Origin of the sequence: Prevotella sp. FD3004 (assembly GCF_000746155.1) — a bacterium.
In the GTDB taxonomy this organism is placed as follows: Bacteria; Bacteroidota; Bacteroidia; order Bacteroidales; family Bacteroidaceae; genus Prevotella.
In genome coordinates this window covers 825,935-842,985 of record NZ_KN050819.1, presented here as the reverse complement: position 1 = coordinate 842,985, position 17,051 = coordinate 825,935, and the positions used below count along the sequence as shown (strand labels likewise).

16 protein-coding genes are annotated in these 17,051 nt (G+C 47.7%); 8 read left to right on the top strand and 8 right to left on the bottom strand.

Features of this window, described 5'->3' with window-relative positions:
• Positions 1–109 precede the first annotated feature (109 nt).
• Together T325_RS10570 and ribH are read left to right on the top strand one after the other, a co-directional pair.
• Positions 110–793: a tetratricopeptide repeat protein gene (locus T325_RS10570; RefSeq protein WP_036913398.1), complete on the top strand. Its 684-nt coding sequence runs from the start codon at positions 110–112 to the stop codon at positions 791–793.
• Between the two features lie 3 nt (positions 794–796).
• The gene (gene ribH, locus T325_RS10565) at positions 797–1,267 is read left to right on the top strand and encodes a 6,7-dimethyl-8-ribityllumazine synthase (protein ID WP_036913395.1); all 471 of its coding nucleotides are present in this window, start codon (positions 797–799) and stop codon (positions 1,265–1,267) included.
• A gap of 57 nt (positions 1,268–1,324) precedes the next feature.
• Here the strand turns inward: ribH and T325_RS10560 are convergent, their stop codons facing one another.
• Positions 1,325–2,491, bottom strand: a complete 1,167-nt coding sequence (locus T325_RS10560) for a glucuronyl esterase domain-containing protein (RefSeq protein WP_036913392.1) — start codon at positions 2,489–2,491, stop codon at positions 1,325–1,327.
• A gap of 108 nt (positions 2,492–2,599) precedes the next feature.
• Between T325_RS10560 and T325_RS10555 the strand changes: the two genes are divergently transcribed.
• The 4 genes from T325_RS10555 (at position 2,600) to T325_RS10540 (ending at position 5,651) form a co-directional block, all read left to right on the top strand.
• A complete protein-coding gene (locus tag T325_RS10555) occupies positions 2,600–3,349 on the top strand; it encodes an exodeoxyribonuclease III (RefSeq protein WP_036913390.1) in 750 nt (249 codons plus the stop codon).
• 78 nt (positions 3,350–3,427) lie between these two features.
• Positions 3,428–4,195: a polyphosphate polymerase domain-containing protein gene (locus tag T325_RS10550; RefSeq protein ID WP_036913387.1), complete on the top strand. Its 768-nt coding sequence runs from the start codon at positions 3,428–3,430 to the stop codon at positions 4,193–4,195.
• A 12-nt stretch (positions 4,196–4,207) separates the two neighbouring features.
• Positions 4,208–4,861 (top strand): DUF4956 domain-containing protein, encoded by a 654-nt coding sequence (locus tag T325_RS10545; RefSeq protein ID WP_036913385.1) that lies wholly within the window; start codon positions 4,208–4,210, stop codon positions 4,859–4,861.
• 1 nt (position 4,862) lies between these two features.
• Entirely contained in the window at positions 4,863–5,651 is a 789-nt protein-coding gene (locus tag T325_RS10540; RefSeq protein WP_036913383.1) for a DUF2490 domain-containing protein, read from the top strand.
• 33 nt (positions 5,652–5,684) lie between these two features.
• Here the strand turns inward: T325_RS10540 and T325_RS10535 are convergent, their stop codons facing one another.
• From T325_RS10535 to T325_RS10520, 5 genes are all read right to left on the bottom strand, one after another.
• Positions 5,685–7,709 (bottom strand): protein-disulfide reductase DsbD family protein, encoded by a 2,025-nt coding sequence (locus tag T325_RS10535; protein WP_036913380.1) that lies wholly within the window; start codon positions 7,707–7,709, stop codon positions 5,685–5,687.
• Positions 7,710–7,807: 98 nt separating this feature from the next.
• Positions 7,808–8,512 (bottom strand): YjjG family noncanonical pyrimidine nucleotidase, encoded by a 705-nt coding sequence (locus tag T325_RS10530; protein WP_036913378.1) that lies wholly within the window; start codon positions 8,510–8,512, stop codon positions 7,808–7,810.
• Positions 8,509–8,646, bottom strand: coding sequence for a hypothetical protein (locus tag T325_RS12740; protein ID WP_177172002.1), 138 nt, complete (start codon positions 8,644–8,646; stop codon positions 8,509–8,511). The genes T325_RS10530 and T325_RS12740 overlap by 4 nt, the downstream gene beginning before the upstream one ends.
• On the bottom strand, positions 8,646–9,629 hold the full coding sequence (locus tag T325_RS10525) for a carbohydrate-binding domain-containing protein (protein WP_036913375.1): 984 nt from the start codon (positions 9,627–9,629) through the stop codon (positions 8,646–8,648). The genes T325_RS12740 and T325_RS10525 overlap by 1 nt, the downstream gene beginning before the upstream one ends.
• Before the next feature lie 5 nt (positions 9,630–9,634).
• Entirely contained in the window at positions 9,635–10,177 is a 543-nt protein-coding gene (locus T325_RS10520; RefSeq protein WP_091766112.1) for a hypothetical protein, read from the bottom strand.
• A 182-nt stretch (positions 10,178–10,359) separates the two neighbouring features.
• Between T325_RS10520 and T325_RS10515 the strand changes: the two genes are divergently transcribed.
• On the top strand, positions 10,360–12,054 hold the full coding sequence (locus T325_RS10515; protein WP_036913369.1) for a SulP family inorganic anion transporter: 1,695 nt from the start codon (positions 10,360–10,362) through the stop codon (positions 12,052–12,054).
• A 35-nt stretch (positions 12,055–12,089) separates the two neighbouring features.
• On the opposite strand, the gene T325_RS10510 is transcribed toward T325_RS10515, so the two are convergent.
• Both T325_RS10510 and T325_RS10505 read right to left on the bottom strand, forming a co-directional pair.
• Positions 12,090–14,711 carry a cellulase N-terminal Ig-like domain-containing protein gene (locus tag T325_RS10510; RefSeq protein WP_036913367.1) on the bottom strand — a complete coding sequence of 874 codons (2,622 nt, stop codon included), beginning with the start codon at positions 14,709–14,711 and terminating at the stop codon, positions 12,090–12,092.
• A 16-nt stretch (positions 14,712–14,727) separates the two neighbouring features.
• Positions 14,728–15,624, bottom strand: a complete 897-nt coding sequence (locus T325_RS10505; RefSeq protein ID WP_156097675.1) for a hypothetical protein — start codon at positions 15,622–15,624, stop codon at positions 14,728–14,730.
• Positions 15,625–15,773: 149 nt separating this feature from the next.
• Here T325_RS10505 and T325_RS10500 point away from each other — a divergent pair, with 149 nt between their 5' ends.
• The gene (locus tag T325_RS10500) at positions 15,774–16,985 is read left to right on the top strand and encodes an MFS transporter (RefSeq protein ID WP_036913364.1); all 1,212 of its coding nucleotides are present in this window, start codon (positions 15,774–15,776) and stop codon (positions 16,983–16,985) included.
• The last annotated feature ends 66 nt before the right edge of the window (positions 16,986–17,051 follow it).

Below are 17,051 nucleotides of genomic sequence, written 5' to 3'. Positions count from 1 at the left end.
CCACATTAATGATTTTTTTTTGTTCTTTGTGTCCTTTGTGATTTATTTTTTGTAACTTTGCACGCGATTTTGATAAAAAACGCTGTGAATAATAAAAAATAAAATAAATATGGCAAATACAACAAACCAACAGCAGGCAGCTCCCACTATGGAGCAGACCCTGAATCAGAGCGAAGCCTTCTTCCTGAAGTATAAGAAGGCCATTATCACTGCAGTGGTAGCCCTCGTAGTCATCATTGCAGGCGTATTCCTTTACAAGACCTACGTGTCAGGACCCCGTGAGGTTGAGGCAAGCACAGCTATAGCCAAGGGACAGCAGTTGTTCCAGGCCTCTGACTATCAGAAGGCTCTCAATGGCGACAGCGCCAGTTTCAAAGGCTTTGCAAAGCTCGCTGACGAGTACAGCAGCACCAAGGCTGGCAATCTGGCAAAGCTTTATGCAGGCCTCTGCTATGCTAAGCTTGACAAGTGGGAAGATGCTGTTAAGTATCTCGAGGACTATGATGGTGCTGACGATCAGATGATTTCTCCTGCTGCCGAGGGGGCGCTGGGTAATGCCTATGCTCACCTCAATCAGCTCGATAAGGCTGTCTCTCATCTGAAGAAGGCTGCAGAGAAGGCCGACAACAACTCTCTTTCACCCACTTTCCTCATTCAGGCTGGTGAGATTCTTGAGAGTCAGGGCAAGAACGATGAAGCTCTGAAGCTCTATCAGACCGTTAAGGAGAAGTACTTCAACTCAATGGCCTATCAGACTATCGACGCTTACATTGAGCGCGTATCAGCAAAATAAGTTATGGCAACAAAGAATCTCTCTGACTACGACATCACGAAAGTGCCCGATGCATCGAACATGATCTTCGGTGTAGTAGTAGCTGAGTGGAATCCCGAGATTACTGGTGCTCTGCTCGAGGGCTGTGTGTCTACGCTTGAGAAGCACGGTGCTCTGCCAGAGAATATTCATGTGAAGACTGTTCCTGGCTCTTTCGAGCTCATATATGGCGCACGTCAGATGACTCTTAACGATGGCTATGATGCCGTTATTATTCTTGGCTCTGTTATCCGTGGTGAGACTCCTCACTTCGATTATATCTGCCAAGGTGTCACTGAAGGTATTGCACGTCTTAATGCCACCAGTAATATCCCTGTCATTTATGGTCTGCTCACTACTAACGACCTGCAGCAGGCTCAGGATCGTGCAGGAGGCCGCTTGGGCAATAAGGGCGATGAGTGCGCCGTAGTTGCTATTAAAATGGCGAAGTTTTAACCCCCATAAGATTAATTAAAAAGGCTCGCAGATTTGCGAGCCTTTTTAATTTTTCTCTTAAAACTTAATCCATTTATTTAGATCAATGGTCTTCTTGAAATGGTCTGGAGCAATAAGAATGTTGTTTGTGTCTATATCAGATTTCCCTAGGAGAAACTTGTCGAGGAAAGCTTCTACCTCGGGAAACTGACTTTCGGGCAATTGGCAGTGTCCATGGCCTCCGTTAATGGAGTAGCCAATGCGATCAGTGATGCCAAGTTTTTCCCAAACCTTACGTGCTGCATTGAGCGACACGTAGGCAGCCTCGTCGGCTAGCCAGCGATAGTCGGTATTGCCTAGCATGAGCAGAGCGCGTGGGCAAACCATAGCACATAGCTCATGGTGGTCGTAGGGCATAAGGTAGACGCTGTCGCCGTGGAATTGTTCGCGCATGGACTCGAGAAACCAGTGATAGTCGGTACGGTCGAGATTCTCTACGCTGTCGACACCACAGTTATAACGCCACGAAGCGGCACCGCCGCCACCAGGCTCCTGGGCGATGGTGAGGGCTACACGGTCGTCGAAGGCGCCGCAGAAGAGTGCCATCTTGCCTGCATATGAACAGCCGCTGACACCAATACGTTTGACGTCTATCTTCGTTACTTCCGGGCCTAACTGTTCGAGACCGTCGATGAGGCGGCTGAACCCCCAAGCCCATTCGCTATAAGCGCCATTATCTTTAAGATGAGGATAGAGACGGTCGAAGTTGTGCTCACCCCTTTCGTGCCGAGGACGCCACCGTCCTTGCGTATAGTCGTTTACCTGAGCCTCGTTATAGTTCATCACGGCAATGGGACGGTTGTCGAAAAGCTGCTTGGGCAGCGAGAGCATGCTGGTGCCAATCATGAGGGCGTAAGGCGGTTGGCCTACGTTGGGATAGCGGATGCATGAACTGAGTGTAAGTGTCTCGGTGCCCACGGTGACATCGACAATGAGTGTATCACCTACCATACGGGCCTTGATAGCCTCTGGGCTCACCTCAGGTTTTTGGCCAATACCGAAATGCTGAATCATCTCACTGATTTGCTGGCGACGTATGGTCCAGTCAGCGAGATTCTCTACACGAGTGGTGCCGTCGTTCATTAACAGAGGGTCTGGCAGGTCGACCTGTGGCTTTGACAATTGTGCTGAGGCTGATAGTGAGCAGCCAATCAGAAAAAGTGATAATAAGTGGCTTCTTTTCATATTTGGTTATGGTTTTTAATGTTTGTGGTGGCAAAGGTACAAATAATTAAGAATTTAGAATAAAGAATTGGGAGTTTTTTGTATCTTTGCAGACAAAATAATTATCATATGAAGTTTGTTAGTTGGAACGTGAATGGCCTTCGTGCTTGTGAGGGTAAGGGATTTAGTGAGATATTCAAGCAACTGGATGCTGACTTTTTCTGTTTGCAGGAGACAAAAATGCAGGCCGGACAGCTGGATCTGGAGTTTGATGGCTATCAGAGCTATTGGAACTATGCTGATAAGAAAGGCTATTCGGGAACGGCCATCTACACTAAACATCAGCCACTCAGCGTGAAACTGGGTATAGGTATCGACCTGCACGATCATGAGGGACGTGTCGTGACGCTTGAGATGGAAGACTTTTATCTGGTATGCTGTTACACGCCCAACTCACAAGACGGACTGAAACGACTAGAGTATCGTATGTCGTGGGAGGATGCTTTTCGCAGCTATCTGAAACGGTTGGACACTGTGAAGCCAGTGATACTCTGTGGCGACCTGAATGTGGCGCATGAGGAGATAGACATCAAGAATCCTAAGACCAATCGCCACAATGCGGGCTTTACCGATGAGGAACGCGAGAAGTTCAGCGACCTGTTGGCCTGTGGTTTTACCGATACCTTCCGCTATAAGTATCCTGAGGAGGTGAAGTATTCGTGGTGGAGCTATCGGTTCCAGGCACGCCAGAAGAATGCTGGCTGGCGTATTGATTACTTTGTGATATCAGACCGCTTGCGTGACCGCTTGGATGATGCGAAGATACACACCGACATCATGGGTAGCGACCATTGTCCGGTAGAGCTGACGCTTCGTTGAAGATTCAGAGCGTTTCGCTGAAATGTTTTGGCCGGTAATATATTGATAGTTATCTTTGCAGCAAGAAAAGAGTAAGCAATGACAGAGATTCTGAACCTATATGACACGATAACGCTCGACGAGATGCGTGGCATCCGTCTGATGAACCGTATCGACACCAAGTTCGTGACGACGGTGCCAGTGCTTCGCAGGCTGCTCATGTTGGCGAAGGAGGATTACTTCGTACAGGAGACACAGGGCTTAAGAATCTCACCTTATTATACTTTATATTTTGATACCGAGGATTGTCAGATGTACAATCGCCACGAAGCTGGTCATCTGAGCAGACAGAAGGTGAGGGTACGCTCGTATCTGAACGCTGGACTGAACTTTCTGGAGGTAAAGACAAAGAACAACCATGGGCGTACGAAGAAAAAACGTATTACCGCTGAGGGCTTTAATCCTGAAGCAAGCACTGCATTCGACGTGAAGGCTCAGGTCTACGAGAACTTCCTGCATCAGTATCTGGGCTACGATCCTGAAGGGCTGTTGCAGCAGGTGGAGAATCGTTTTGACCGTATCACGCTGGTAAACAAGGCAAAGACGGAACGCTTGACAATAGACACAAACCTGAGGTTCCACAACATCGCTACGGGTAATTATCGTTTTATGAACGATGTCGTGGTGATAGAGCTGAAGCGCGACGGATTGCAGCCTTCGCCTATTCTGCCATTGCTCACTCAGTTGAGAATTCATCCACATGGTTTCAGCAAATACTGCATAGGCTCGGCTTTGACTAATGACAGCCTGAGAAGGAATCGCATCAAGCCTCGTCTGCGTAGCATAGAGAAGATTATGAAAAAGTAAAAAGAATAAAATATGGAATTTTTAATGTTATCCAATGATTTCCTGATGATGTTTGTCCGCCTGCTGATTAACGTGGTCGTGACATGGCTCATCATCGACCGTTTGTATTATCGCAAGAGTCGCAGACGTGACTTCTACTTCACGTTCATGCTCATCTCGATTGCCATTTTCTTCATTGTCTTCTTCATGATCTTTGTGCTTGAAGACCTGAAAGGCAAAACGTCGATGGGTGTGGGTATCGGTTTGTTTGGCATCTTCTCAATTATGCGCTATCGTACGGATACAATGCCTGTAAGAGAGATGACTTATCTGTTTGTCATCATTGCCCTCTCGCTAGTAAATGCTGTCTCGGTAAATGTGCCGTTGTTCGAGCTGATTCTTACCAATGCCATCATCTCTGTGGCTGTATGGCTCTGTGAGATGCACCTTAAATCGCATCCCTCACGCATGATTCAGTATGACCGTATTGACCTGATTACTCCGGAGCGCAGACCTGAGCTTATCGCCGATTTGGAAAAACGTCTGGGTGTGAAGGTAGTGAAAGTAGATATAGGCTCTATCGACTTCCTGCGCGATATGGCGATGATTCGTGTGAGTTTTGAAGGCGAGCAGCCCGCGATGAGCGACGCGCTGAAACTCACGAAAGATCAATTGAAAGAATTTTAGTATGAACAGACAAAGACTACTGATTGGTTTATCCCTTATCATTTCCTATTCGTCATTCTGCTTTGCGCAATCTGATGATTTCGGACTCGACTTCACGCTTGAGGCTGAGAAAAAACTTAATAAGCAGTGGAGTCTGAACTTAGAAGGTGAGCTGCGTACCCGCGATGATGCCAGTACCAACGACCGCTGGAGCGTGGGAGTGGGAGCTGACTATAAGCTGGCAAAGTGGCTGAAAGCTTCTGCAGGCTATATCCTGTTATACGATAATAATGTGAAGATCAGCTATTACAATGCTACAGACGAGGCTGTGCTCGATGGCGATGCTGAGGTGGGAGAACCGAAAAAATGTGCTAAATACTGGGGCACGCGCCATCGATTCAGCGTCTCACTCACAGCCAGTCAGAAGTTCGGCGACTGGAAATTCTCGCTTCGTGAACGCTGGCAGTACACCTATCGTCCTGAATACACCGTCGATGAGCGCTGGAGCTATCTTACGAAGTCTTACGATGGTAAGGCGCATACCTATGATGGCAAGGGTAAAAACGTACTGCGCAGCCGCCTGCAGATAGAATACGATAAGAAGGGACTGGCTCTGACACCTTATGCCAATGTGGAGTTGTTTAATGCCTGGAGCCTGCAGAAAGTGCGTTATACCGCAGGTGTCGACTGGAAACTGTCAAAGCAGCATAGTTTAGGAGCGTTCTATCGCTATCAGAGCGTGAACACTGACGATGACGATAACGAGCCTAACCGCCACCTTATCGGTATTAGTTATAAGTTCAAGTTCTAAAGAAAATCCTCCGTCATCAACGGAGGATTTTCTTTACTGCTGGTATTTCAATAGTCCTTGTTTCAGAAAGTTGATATAGCCATTCACGTCTTCATCATATGCCCGGCTGGCTGAAAGAGGTTTTCCGTTGTTGTCGAGCATCACGTAGAAGGGCTGGGCATTGGCACCAAACTTTTGGCTCTGAAGCCAGCTCCACTTGGCACCAACGGTGCGCAGGATTTTGGTCTCTTCCTGACTCGTAGTTACTTCTAAGGGTTCTGCCAGCGGTGTCTTATCGTCTACGTAGAGCGATATGAGTACAAAGTCATCCGTCAGCATGTCGGCCACAGTAGGATCAGTCCATACAGCGGCCTCCATCTTACGGCAGTTCACACAGCCAAAGCCTGTGAAATCTATCAATACGGGTTTGCCCAGTGCTTTTGCAGCGGCCATGCCCTCGTCGTAGTCGGTGTATTTCGCCTCTACGGTTTTGGTGTTCAGATTGAAGTCCTGCGTGTTCATAGGGGGAGCGAAGGCACTTACAGCCTTACAGGGAGCTCCCCAAAGACCGGGTATCATATAGACGGCAAAGGCTAGTGACACTAATCCGCCCATGATGCAGACAACGGGCATGGGCTTATGCAGGTTGCCTCCAATCTCATCAGTCTGGAACTTAAGCCATCCGCAGAGGTATGCTCCCAGCAATGCGAAAATTACAATCCAGAGTGAGAGGAACACTTCGCGATCGAGCAGATGCCATCCGTAGGCAAGATCGGCAACGGAGAAGAACTTTAGCGCAAAGGCCAGTTCGATGAAGCCTAGCACGATCTTCAGTGTGTTCATCCATGAACCTGACTTCGGAGCCTGTTTAAGCCATGAAGGGAACATGGCAAAAAGGGTGAAGGGCAAAGCCAAAGCCACAGCAAAGCCCAGCATGCCAAGGGCAGGGGCCAGCCAATTACCGCTGGTGGTGGTCTCTACCAGTAGCAGACCAATAATGGGGGCTGTGCATGAGAACGACACCAACACCAGTGTGAAGGCCATGAGGAAGATGGATATCAGACCGCTGGTCTCTGTGGCTTTTGTGTCAACGCTGTTGGCCCAGCTCTCAGGCAGTTTTATTTCGAACCATCCGAAGAAGGAGAGTGCAAACACCACCAGAAGTAGGAACAGGAAGATGTTGAATACAGCATTAGTTGACATGGCATTCAGCGTGTCGCTTCCGAAAAGTGCTGTTACAAGCAGACCCAGTCCGAGGTAGATCACGATGATAGAGATGCCATAGGTGAAGGCATCGCGTATACCTTTCTTCTTGTCCGACTTAGCTCGCTTCAAGAAGAAGCTGACAGTCATGGGGATGATAGGCCATATGCAAGGCATACATACTGCCAATAACCCGCCAATGAACCCCATTAGTAATATGTATAGGAGCGAGTGATCGGCAATGGCGTCGTTACCACCCATGGCGCGAAGTTCTTCAACTACAGGCGACCAGAGACTGTCGCTGCTTACTGTTTGTAGTGGCGGCATTATCGCTGCAGTGTCTGTATCCTCTCCTGAGAGGGAAGGGACAGGTGTGACTTGGTCTGTCACGTCTTCAGCCTTCTCTGTCTTTTCCTTAACTGTTGGACTCTTTCCCTTCTGCTTGAAAGCGGCTTCTGACGGTGGCAGACACGCCTGGTCATTGCAAGCACCGTATTCTAAGTAGCAGTCTATATCGTAGTCGGGCTTGGTGAACTTTACTTTCTGAACGAAGGTGGCTGCCTGTTCGAAATAGCGAAGTTCCATCTCGAAGAGTTTGTCGAACTGCTTTATTTCCTTACCTCTTGCTTGTAGTTTCCCTATAGTCTCAACTCCATCCATCTTCACTGCATTAAAGGTTGCAGAGATGGGACCGTTGTTTCCAAGCTCTGTAGAGTATACATGCCAGCCTGCGTCGATTTTTGCTGTGAATATGATTTCCGCATCAACACCATTTTCTGTTCTCAGCTGGGCCGAGAAATGAACAGGATTCGATATCTGTGCACTTATACCAAGTACAAATGTTAGGATTGCTATAGTCGTGATTAGTCGTCTCATCAATGTTTATGCTAAATTAATACCGAAATTGGCGTTCAAAGGTACGAAAATCCGTGCATATAAAGAGCATTTTATATTTTTTTAAAACAAAACACCCGTCACAGAATACCAATAAGTTCCTGAAGCTTGGTTATCTCATAGGTGACGGGTTCTGGGGCAGGATAGTCTGGATATCGGTTGAAATAGGCCGTGTCGAGTCCTGCTGCTTTAGCACCCAATATATCTGTGTTGAAGTTGTCGCCAATCATCAGCGTTGTCTCGGGCTTAGCTTCAGAAATCTTCATGGCATAGTCGAAAAACATCTGAGACGGTTTGTTGGCACCAGCATCTTCGCTCAGTATGATGCTATCGAAACGTCCGTATAGTCCACAGGCTTTCAGCTTTTTGTATTGTACCTCGTGGAAGCCGTTGCTGCAGATATGCATTCTGTAATTTTGCTTGCTCAGATAGTCAATCAGTTCTTGCGCGCCCTCCACCAGGCCGGGTTTTGTGCTGCAATAGTCCAGGAACAGGTCGCTTGCCATGCGACAATACTCTTCTGTTGGTTTCATGCCCTCTCCAAAACTCAGTGGTTTCCTGAATCGTTCTACAATCAGGTAGTCGCGGGTGATCTCTTCTTTCGAATAACGGGTCCACAAGTCGATATTGGCTTTCCAGTATTCATCGTAGAAAAGGGAAGGGTCTTTAAAATAACGTCCTAGTTGCAGGGTGTCAAAGAGCTCCTCCAATGCTATCACGGCATTGCCATGTGTGTCATAGAGGGTGTCGTCGAAATCAAGGAATAAGTCGGTATATCTCTTCATCTGCCAAGAAACTTTTGGTTCAGGTAGTCGTTGAAAGCCTCTCGGTAGTTGTCGCCAATGGGCAGATATGTGTCGCTGTCCATGATGACACGGTTCTTGTTCACCTCTTGAATATTGTCTTTCTTAAACGACATCAGCGAACAACTTTCTTCGTCTTTCCTTTTTCTATAATAATATAGACACCCTTCTGCAGTGTGCCCTTTGGCATCATGCGTCCGTTCAGGTCGTAGATGCTTCCTTCTGCATCCTTTTCTGTTTCAATGTGGCCGATGCTGGAAGTGGCAGCCTTTTCAAGGATGTTGGTTGTGTCGAAGCCTTGTGTGCCTCCCGTCATAGAGATGTTACCATCGGCTTTCACACACTTGTCAGTCACGCTGGTCATGTTCAGTGTGCCACCTGTCATGTAGAAGTTTCCACTATCCTCGTCCTCATGGTCTGTTGTGATTCCTGTAGGATTCGTGGGATCTTTGTATTCCACCTGTATGCCGTCGTCGTCAGTACTTGTTATATTAATAGTGCCACTCTGCATGAGGAAGTACTGTTGGCAATGGATAGCATCCTTTTTAGCGCTGCTCACATTGATGGTACAGTTCTTTACCGTTATGTATTCCTTGCTGTAGATGGCGTGGCGTATGTTGCTACTGATGTTGAGTGTGCCCTTTCCTGCAAACTCCGTATGCCCTTTGCTGTGGAAACAGCCTTTCGACTCAGGGTCTGTGGTTCCGTCGGCAAGGGTGTTGGTCGTCCCATTGGCGAGACTCACTTTGATGCGTTTTCCATTCTTGATATGTATGGCAGTACTGTCGGGATTAGTCAGCGTCAGTCCGTTCAACTGGATGGTAGCTTTGTATTCGCCCTCCATGTAAAACTCGCCATTATCACTCGTACCACTCAGTTGATAGATAATCTCACCAGGGTTGGCAGATGATGTGGAATTCTGCACAAGTTTTACATGTGACGAGGTGCCGCTTGTACAACTAACATAATTGGTAATGTTGCTGGCAATCTCTATAGTAGCGGTATTGCCGCTATAAGTAATAGCCACCACATTATTGTCGATGGCTTTAGTTGAAAGTGTCGCCAGCAGAGTGGCGACACCGAGTAGTATTTTCTTCATCTAAATTATATACCGAGTCCTTTTTTAACTTTATCGGCAGCTGCGTCAACTGCCTCGCCTGCTTTCTCCTTGGCGTCCTCTTTCACCTCATTGGCTTTGTCTTCTACAGCCTTCTGAGCGTCTTCAGCAGCATCACTAGCTGCGTTTTGTATACCATCAATAGCTGAACTCAGACCACTTACAATGCTCTCTGCCGGAGCAGCTGTCAATGAACTGATAGCTGTGTTTACTGCTTCGTTGTCACCAGCAAAAGCCTTGATCTTGTCTGCGTTTTCTTTCAGGAAATCCTGAACCTTAGCAACATACTCTTTGGCTGCTTCTGGGTTCGTGGTGATAAACTCCTTAACCTTTTCGGTTACCGTAGCCAGAACCTCCTGAAGCTTGTTGGCATCCTGAGCCTCAATTTGCTCTGAGAGAGCTGAGGTAATCTCACTTACTGCTGCTTCAACATCGGGAGCTGCTGCATCAGCAGGAGCCTGAGCCTTGTTAGTACATGCTGCAAACGAAATGGCAACCATGGCCAATACTGCGAATAACACCTTTTTCATAATGCTTCCTTTCTTTTAATGATTAAACACTAGATGATTTACATGACTAAATCGCTTATGCGACCTTGATATTTGGCAACAAAAATACGTTTTTTTGAATAAGTTGGTGCATGGAATTACTCTTTTTTATCTTTTTTTAGTAATTTTGCGCCCTATTTTCATGATAACATAATAGATTTAAGATGACAACATTAGCATTTAAGCCAAAGCTCTTTTCCACTTTGAGGAGTTATGACCAGCGTCAGTTTACAACCGATTTGCTGGCTGGTATCATTGTGGGTATCGTTGCTTTGCCATTGGCAATCGCCTTTGGTATCGCGTCAGGTGTGACGCCAGAGAAAGGTATTATCACTGCGATCGTGGCAGGTCTTATCATCTCCGTATTTGGTGGGTCAAAAGTCCAGATAGGCGGTCCTACAGGCGCCTTTATCATTATCATCTACGGCATTATCCAACAGTATGGTTTTGAAGGACTCACCATTGCTACGCTTATGGCAGGCGTCTTTCTTATTATGTTTGGTGTGTTACATCTCGGCACTATCATCAAGTATATTCCTTATCCCATTGTGGTGGGCTTTACGAGTGGTATTGCCTTGACAATCTTCACCACACAGATTAAGGATCTTTTCGGACTAACCATGACCTCTGTGCCCAGTGATTTTATCGAGAAGTGGGTTGCCTACATTGGATCGTTCCCTACTATCGACTGGTGGAGCGCAGCTATTGGTATCGGCTCTGTAGCTGTGATAGCCCTTTGGCCTAAGCTGGCTTTTACGAATCTGCTGCGTAAGTTGCCAGGAAGTCTTATTGCCATTATTGTGATGACTGTTGTGGCTCTGCTGTTGAAACTATATGCGGGTGTTGATACTATCGAAACTATTGGAGACCGATTCTCTATCTCTAATCAGTTGCCAGGAGCTCAGGTGCCCTCACTGACGTGGGATGTCATCAAAGGACTGGTTTCTCCGGCAATCACCATAGCCATCCTTGGTGCTATCGAATCATTGCTTTCTGCTACTGTGGCTGATGGTGTTATAGGCGATCGTCATGATTCTAATACAGAACTTATTGCTCAGGGACTGGCAAATCTCGCTTCGCCCATCTTCGGTGGTATCCCTGCTACTGGTGCCATCGCCCGCACTATGACCAATATCAATAATGGTGGCCGATCTCCTATTGCCGGTATTGTTCATGCTGCCGTATTGCTACTCATATTCCTGTTCCTTATGCCGTTGGCACAGTATATCCCAATGGCCTGTCTTGCTGGTGTTCTTGTCATCGTCAGCTATAACATGAGTGGTTGGCGTTCATTCCTCAGCATTATGAAAAACCCCAAGAGTGATGTGATTGTGCTTTGTGTAACGTTCTTGCTGACAGTAGTCTTCGATCTGACTATTGCTATTGAGGTTGGTCTTATCTGTGCTTGTCTGCTCTTCATGCGTCGCATGGCCGAGACTACGGATGTGAAGGTTGTCAGCGATGAGATTAATCCTGAGGAGGAAGACAGTGACTTCCAAATGGGTAACCTTGAGCATCTCACTATTCCTGAGGGTGTGGAGGTGTATGAAATCAATGGCCCCTATTTCTTCGGAGCAGGTAATAAGTTTGAGGAAATTATGGGTGCTCTGCGTCATCAGCATCCTAAGGTTCGTATCATTCGTATGCGAAAAGTGCCGTTTGTTGATTCCACAGGTATTCACAACCTGACGAATCTCTGTCTGATGTCGCAGGCTGAAGGCATTCAGGTGGTTCTTTCTGGTGTTAACGATCGCGTTCAGGCAGTACTCCATAAGGCTGGGTTCGATGCGATGCTTGGTGAAGAGAACATTTGTTCTCACATCAACTTGGCTCTTGAGCGTGCCAAACAGTTGGTATAATAAAACAAATCCCCGCCAAACGGCGGGGATTTGTTTTATTGGGAAACGAGGTTTTTGAAAGCAGACCCAAAGATGATATATTGGGTATTGCCTGCGATGGTGCCCTCGTTCTGCCCCCAGAGGAAGGGCCAGTCGTCGAAGTTCTCGAAGTGGTCTGGCTTACGGGACAGCAGTCCGGGAGCTACGTTACCAGGGATAGCAGAGAAGTCTGCACGGTTGTTCCCGTAGAATACCTGTTTAGGACGCGCAGCACCTACAACGGCCACAAACGAGTAGTTGTGATAGGGGTGACAGCCATATAGCCAGTTGGGTACGCGATAAATCTCTTCTTTACTGATAATGTCGGGGAAATACAGATAAGCATAGTTTACTGTAATTCCAAAGTTCAGTATCATGTTCACACCAGCCCAGTTCCCCAGTCCTATGGGCACGCCATAGGGATTCTGCTTGTCGAAGTCCTCAATATATGCTTTGTATTTTTCTACGTAAGGACGTAGCTTTTGTCTGTAGGCCTCGTCCATATATGGTACAGCGTCGAGGGCTGTCTGCAAATTGAAAGGCAGAGTCAGCTCGAGTGCATCCCATATCTGTTTCTCAAAGTTGTTGAGATACTGCTTTTCTTGGGTAGCGGCATAGAGCTGCAGATTGGTTGACATTTCACCCAGTTCTTCGCGATTCTTCCTACTGCGCTCCATGAGTTTCAAACGCTTCTTGTCGGGCTTCTGTGCTCCTGCGTTTCTGCTTTCAATGCCGAGAAGCCAGTTGAAGTCCATCTGGTTCTGTGGGTTCTGTGCGCGCTTATTCAACAGTTCCGTCCCTTCTTTCATGAGTCGTTTCGACTGTACGAGGGCGCGATCTGCGAGCGCGTCATTATAGCCTCTCAATGCACGACTTGCTGCAGCAAACATCGTAGCAGCACGCAGGTCAAGGGCAGGCTCACGTGAGGTGAAGGCCCACATGTCGTCAGGCGTACCGCTGCGCTTACCATCGGCCGATACCTCATAAGGTTTCAGTGAGGGATCGTAGTGTAATCCGTCGGTAATTGAGGCTGCATCACCCAGATGATGATAGTTGTCAAGTGCAGAATTCGAGAGAGTTTGTGCCATGTGTCCAATCTGTTCTGCCTGAGCTACGAGATTTAGGACTCCATGCTCTATGAACTGTAGAATGTCGGGCACTCCGTCAGGACGATGCAGGTCTACATAACGCTGCTCCTCGCTCACAAAGGTCTCGTCGCGCTGAGGCTTGAACAACTCCCATGCACGGATGAAGTTCTCTACCACATTGATGTTTGATCCCGTCTCGATGTCAAAGTCGCCGGCATCGAAGAATCCACCGATGTTTAGTCCGGGAATGAGTTCGAGAGGTTTGTATTTCGTATCTGTTGTTGGTCCTTGGCGATGTAGGTCGAAGTGATCGCTCTCTGGTGCCTGCAAATAGCCCTCCTTGAAGGGCTCACCATGCCAGGTACGATAGCCTTCGTTGACATACATGTGGTTCATGTGGATAGGCACCCATACATCGGTAGTTGCGTCGGTAATCTTATCGTAGACGTGGGCGTCAATCAAGAAGTTATTGGTCTTTGTATCAGCATACTGGATGTAGTAGATGCCAGGTTCTTGGACGCTCGAGAAATCGAACTTCACATAATTATATTTAAAGTAAGAACCCCAAATCTTTGTCTCACCTTTGTAAGCAACCTCTGTTGTGCCATCATCTTTTATGCGGATAAGTGAGGCTGTAGGCTGTACCTTGTCTTGCTTGTCGAGTTCAATGACAGCCACCTTGGGTTGATCTGGCACATAGCCTACTTGGCAGAAACCAATGTTAGGCTCACGAATCCAACCTGGGATGGCATTAGGTTCTACGGTCCAGGTGACAACCTTGCCAGTCTTGCCTTTTGGCAGAACACTGCGCAGCACAAACCAACCGTTCTGAGCCAGCATGCGACCATCGTACAGTTTCAATTCTGAGTCGGTACTACTGATGCGAATCATGCGTTCGGGCGCATCTGTCGCCATGACGATGGAGTGACCAGTCTCAAGGGGTAGAGGATCGACAAAGCGATTAGTGCCTCGGTCATCATAGGTCTTGAAGCCTTTGAACTGTCTGGGCTTCTCGCTGTTTGGACGTGCGATGGTCTGACTTGTGGCGTAGCGAGGGAATCGGTTCAAGCGTCCGTCCATCGTAAATGTCTTGAGCCAGTATTGTGATGGCAGGAATTCGAGGTTGAACCCCGCCTCGCCAGCTATGGCATCAGGAACAGGTTGATCGAGCCAGACGGCAATCTCTACAGCCTTCCCTTTGGCAGTCACAACTATGCGACTGTCGAAGTTGTAGTCTTCATAGCGTAGGCCGACCTCGATAGAGCCATTCTCCTTGTCCACCTTCCGACTGGTCATCTTGGGTACCAGATCCCATTGCTCTGGGGTGTTGTTCAAACGAACGGCACCGCCTTGAATGGTACGTATGCCATGGTGAATAATCTCAATGCCTGAGTTCTTCTCGTCGTTGAAACCACCATTGAAGCTGTTGCTATAGACAAGAATATTGACACCTTGACGTTCAAAGTATTCAAGCTCGTTAAGTTTCAGGTCTTGCCCGCTGCTAATGTTGGCAGCGAGCAAGATCATTGATAAAAGCAGCAGTTTCTTCATGTTGTTATATATGTTGTTAGTTCTTGTGTATGATAGTGTTTACTTGCTTCACAAGTGCTTCAGCAGATTCTGGCTCGCAGGGCTGGAGATACCAGCGCACAGTCCAGCTGAGTTGCTCTTTGGGCTTTAATGTTGTGTAGGCTCCCTGACTCTCCAGTTCAATGTAGGTCTTGCCTCTGTTTACATAGACCTGAATCTCGGCTTCGCCTGGGGCAGGCTGTGAGGCGTCAAGATTGTCGAAGCGTTTCACCAACAGCAGGCCGTTCCCCTTATTACAGTAGGCCAGCCATCCCTGGCCATCGGCATTAACCTTGCGGTTGTCGTTAGCTTCATCGGGTTGATACCATGATACACCATTGGCCGACTGGAAGTTCATAAGACCTGCAGGCCAGATGCTGTCAACAGGGGCATCGAAGAAGATGAGGCTTGCGTCGTTGGGAACGCGTGTGATTTCCCATGGAGCCACCTGACGTGTCTCGTCGCTCTCATTAATAATATAATAGGTGATGACGAAGGCCTTGTCCTTCTCGTCGGTAGCAAACTCCTTGCGGATGCTATATTTAAGTCTTTCGTTTATGCCGCTGGTCATGGTGAGCACATCGCCTTCCTGCTTTACCTCGTATGGCTTCTTGTCGTATTCGGGTACAGGAGGCCAGTTCCACTCTTTCTGGGGACTTGTCCAGAATGTGCTACCGAAGGTCTCCGGCCATCTCATTTGGGAAATAACTTCCTTGTCGTCGTACTTCAAAGAGAGAATCTTACCACCTTTGTTGGCATCGATCACCATGGTCATCTGCCCATTCTTAATGGTGTATTTACCCTCGTTGTCGTTCTGCACATCAGCAGCATAGGCCGATGTGGCTGTAAGTCCTATGGCAACAGCCATGAGGAGAGATGAAAATAGTCTTTTCATAAAAGGTCCTTTTATTTGTTGATAATAACGTTACTAACTATTTAACGCAGGAAAGGGGGAAAAGTAAAAGCGCCATGATGCTAATTTATAGAACATTAACGTTATGGCTTTGTGAGTTCTCCTACTTATTCGTACCTTTGTACCCTCATATGGATAGACTTTGGAATAGAAACTATTGTAAGGTGATGGCGGCGAACTTCTCGCTGTTTTTTGCTTTTTATGTGCTTACTCCGTTATTGCCCCTCTACCTGAGTGAGCATTTCGGGGCAACAAAAGACGTGATAGGCCTGGTGCTTTCGGGTTACACCATCACCGCACTGCTATTCCGCCCCTTCAGCGGCTATGTGGTTGACTCATTCCCACGTAAGACCGTACTGATGATAGCCTTTGGGGGCTTCGCCATCTTCTTTGCCGGCTACTTGGCTGCATCGACGTTGTTATTGTTTACTATTGTGAGAACACTGCATGGCGGTCCTTTTGGCATGCTGACGGTATCGAACTCAACGGTAGCTATTGACGTGCTGCCGTCAAGTCGAAGGACAGAGGGAATAGGCTACTATGGACTGAGCAACAATCTGGCCATGGCATTGGCTCCCACCATAGGCATCTTTATATATCAGCTGACCGACAGTTTTGTTTTCCTGTTTTGGCTGGCTCTGATTGTGGCATGTGGCGGGTGGCTGATAGACGCTACGGTGAAATTGCCGAAGAAGGAAATCGTCAGGGACAAATCGCGCCTTTCACTCGACAGGTTCTTCTTGGTGCGTGGCTGGCTGTTGGGCGTAAATATGATGGCATTCGGCTTCAGTTTCGGCGTGTTGAGCAACTACCTGGCTATCTATGGCAAGGAGGTGATGGGCATCATGGGGGGTACGGGTACCTATTTTATGCTCTGTTCGGTAGGCTTGATTCTTTCACGACTGCAAGGTGGCAGGGCTTTGAGAAAGGGACGGCTGACTCATAATGCGGGTTCGGGCATGGTGATTTCGCTGGTTGGTTATACGCTGTTTGTATTGCTCCCGACATTGATGCCTGAGAATCATACAGCCATTATGGCAGGATATTATGGTTCGGCCCTGCTTATCGGACTGGGTAATGGTCACATGTGGCCTGCGTTTCAGAATATGACCATCAGCGTGGCCAGCAACAGACAGCGTGGCACCGCTAACTCCACGATACTGATTTCGTGGGATCTGGGCATGGGACTCGGTATTCTTCTGGGCGGTATTATCTCTGAGCTGTTGGGCTATAGCTCTGCCTTTTGGACGGTGGTGATAGTCAATGCGTCGGGTGTCGCCTGCTTCTTTTTAGCCACGAAGGCCTTCTTCCTCTCTCGTAACAATAATCCTTCAGTAAGATAAACCCTATCTCCGTGACAACAAAACAACTTGTTTTGTTGTCACGGAGACGGTCTTTTCAACTGCTTA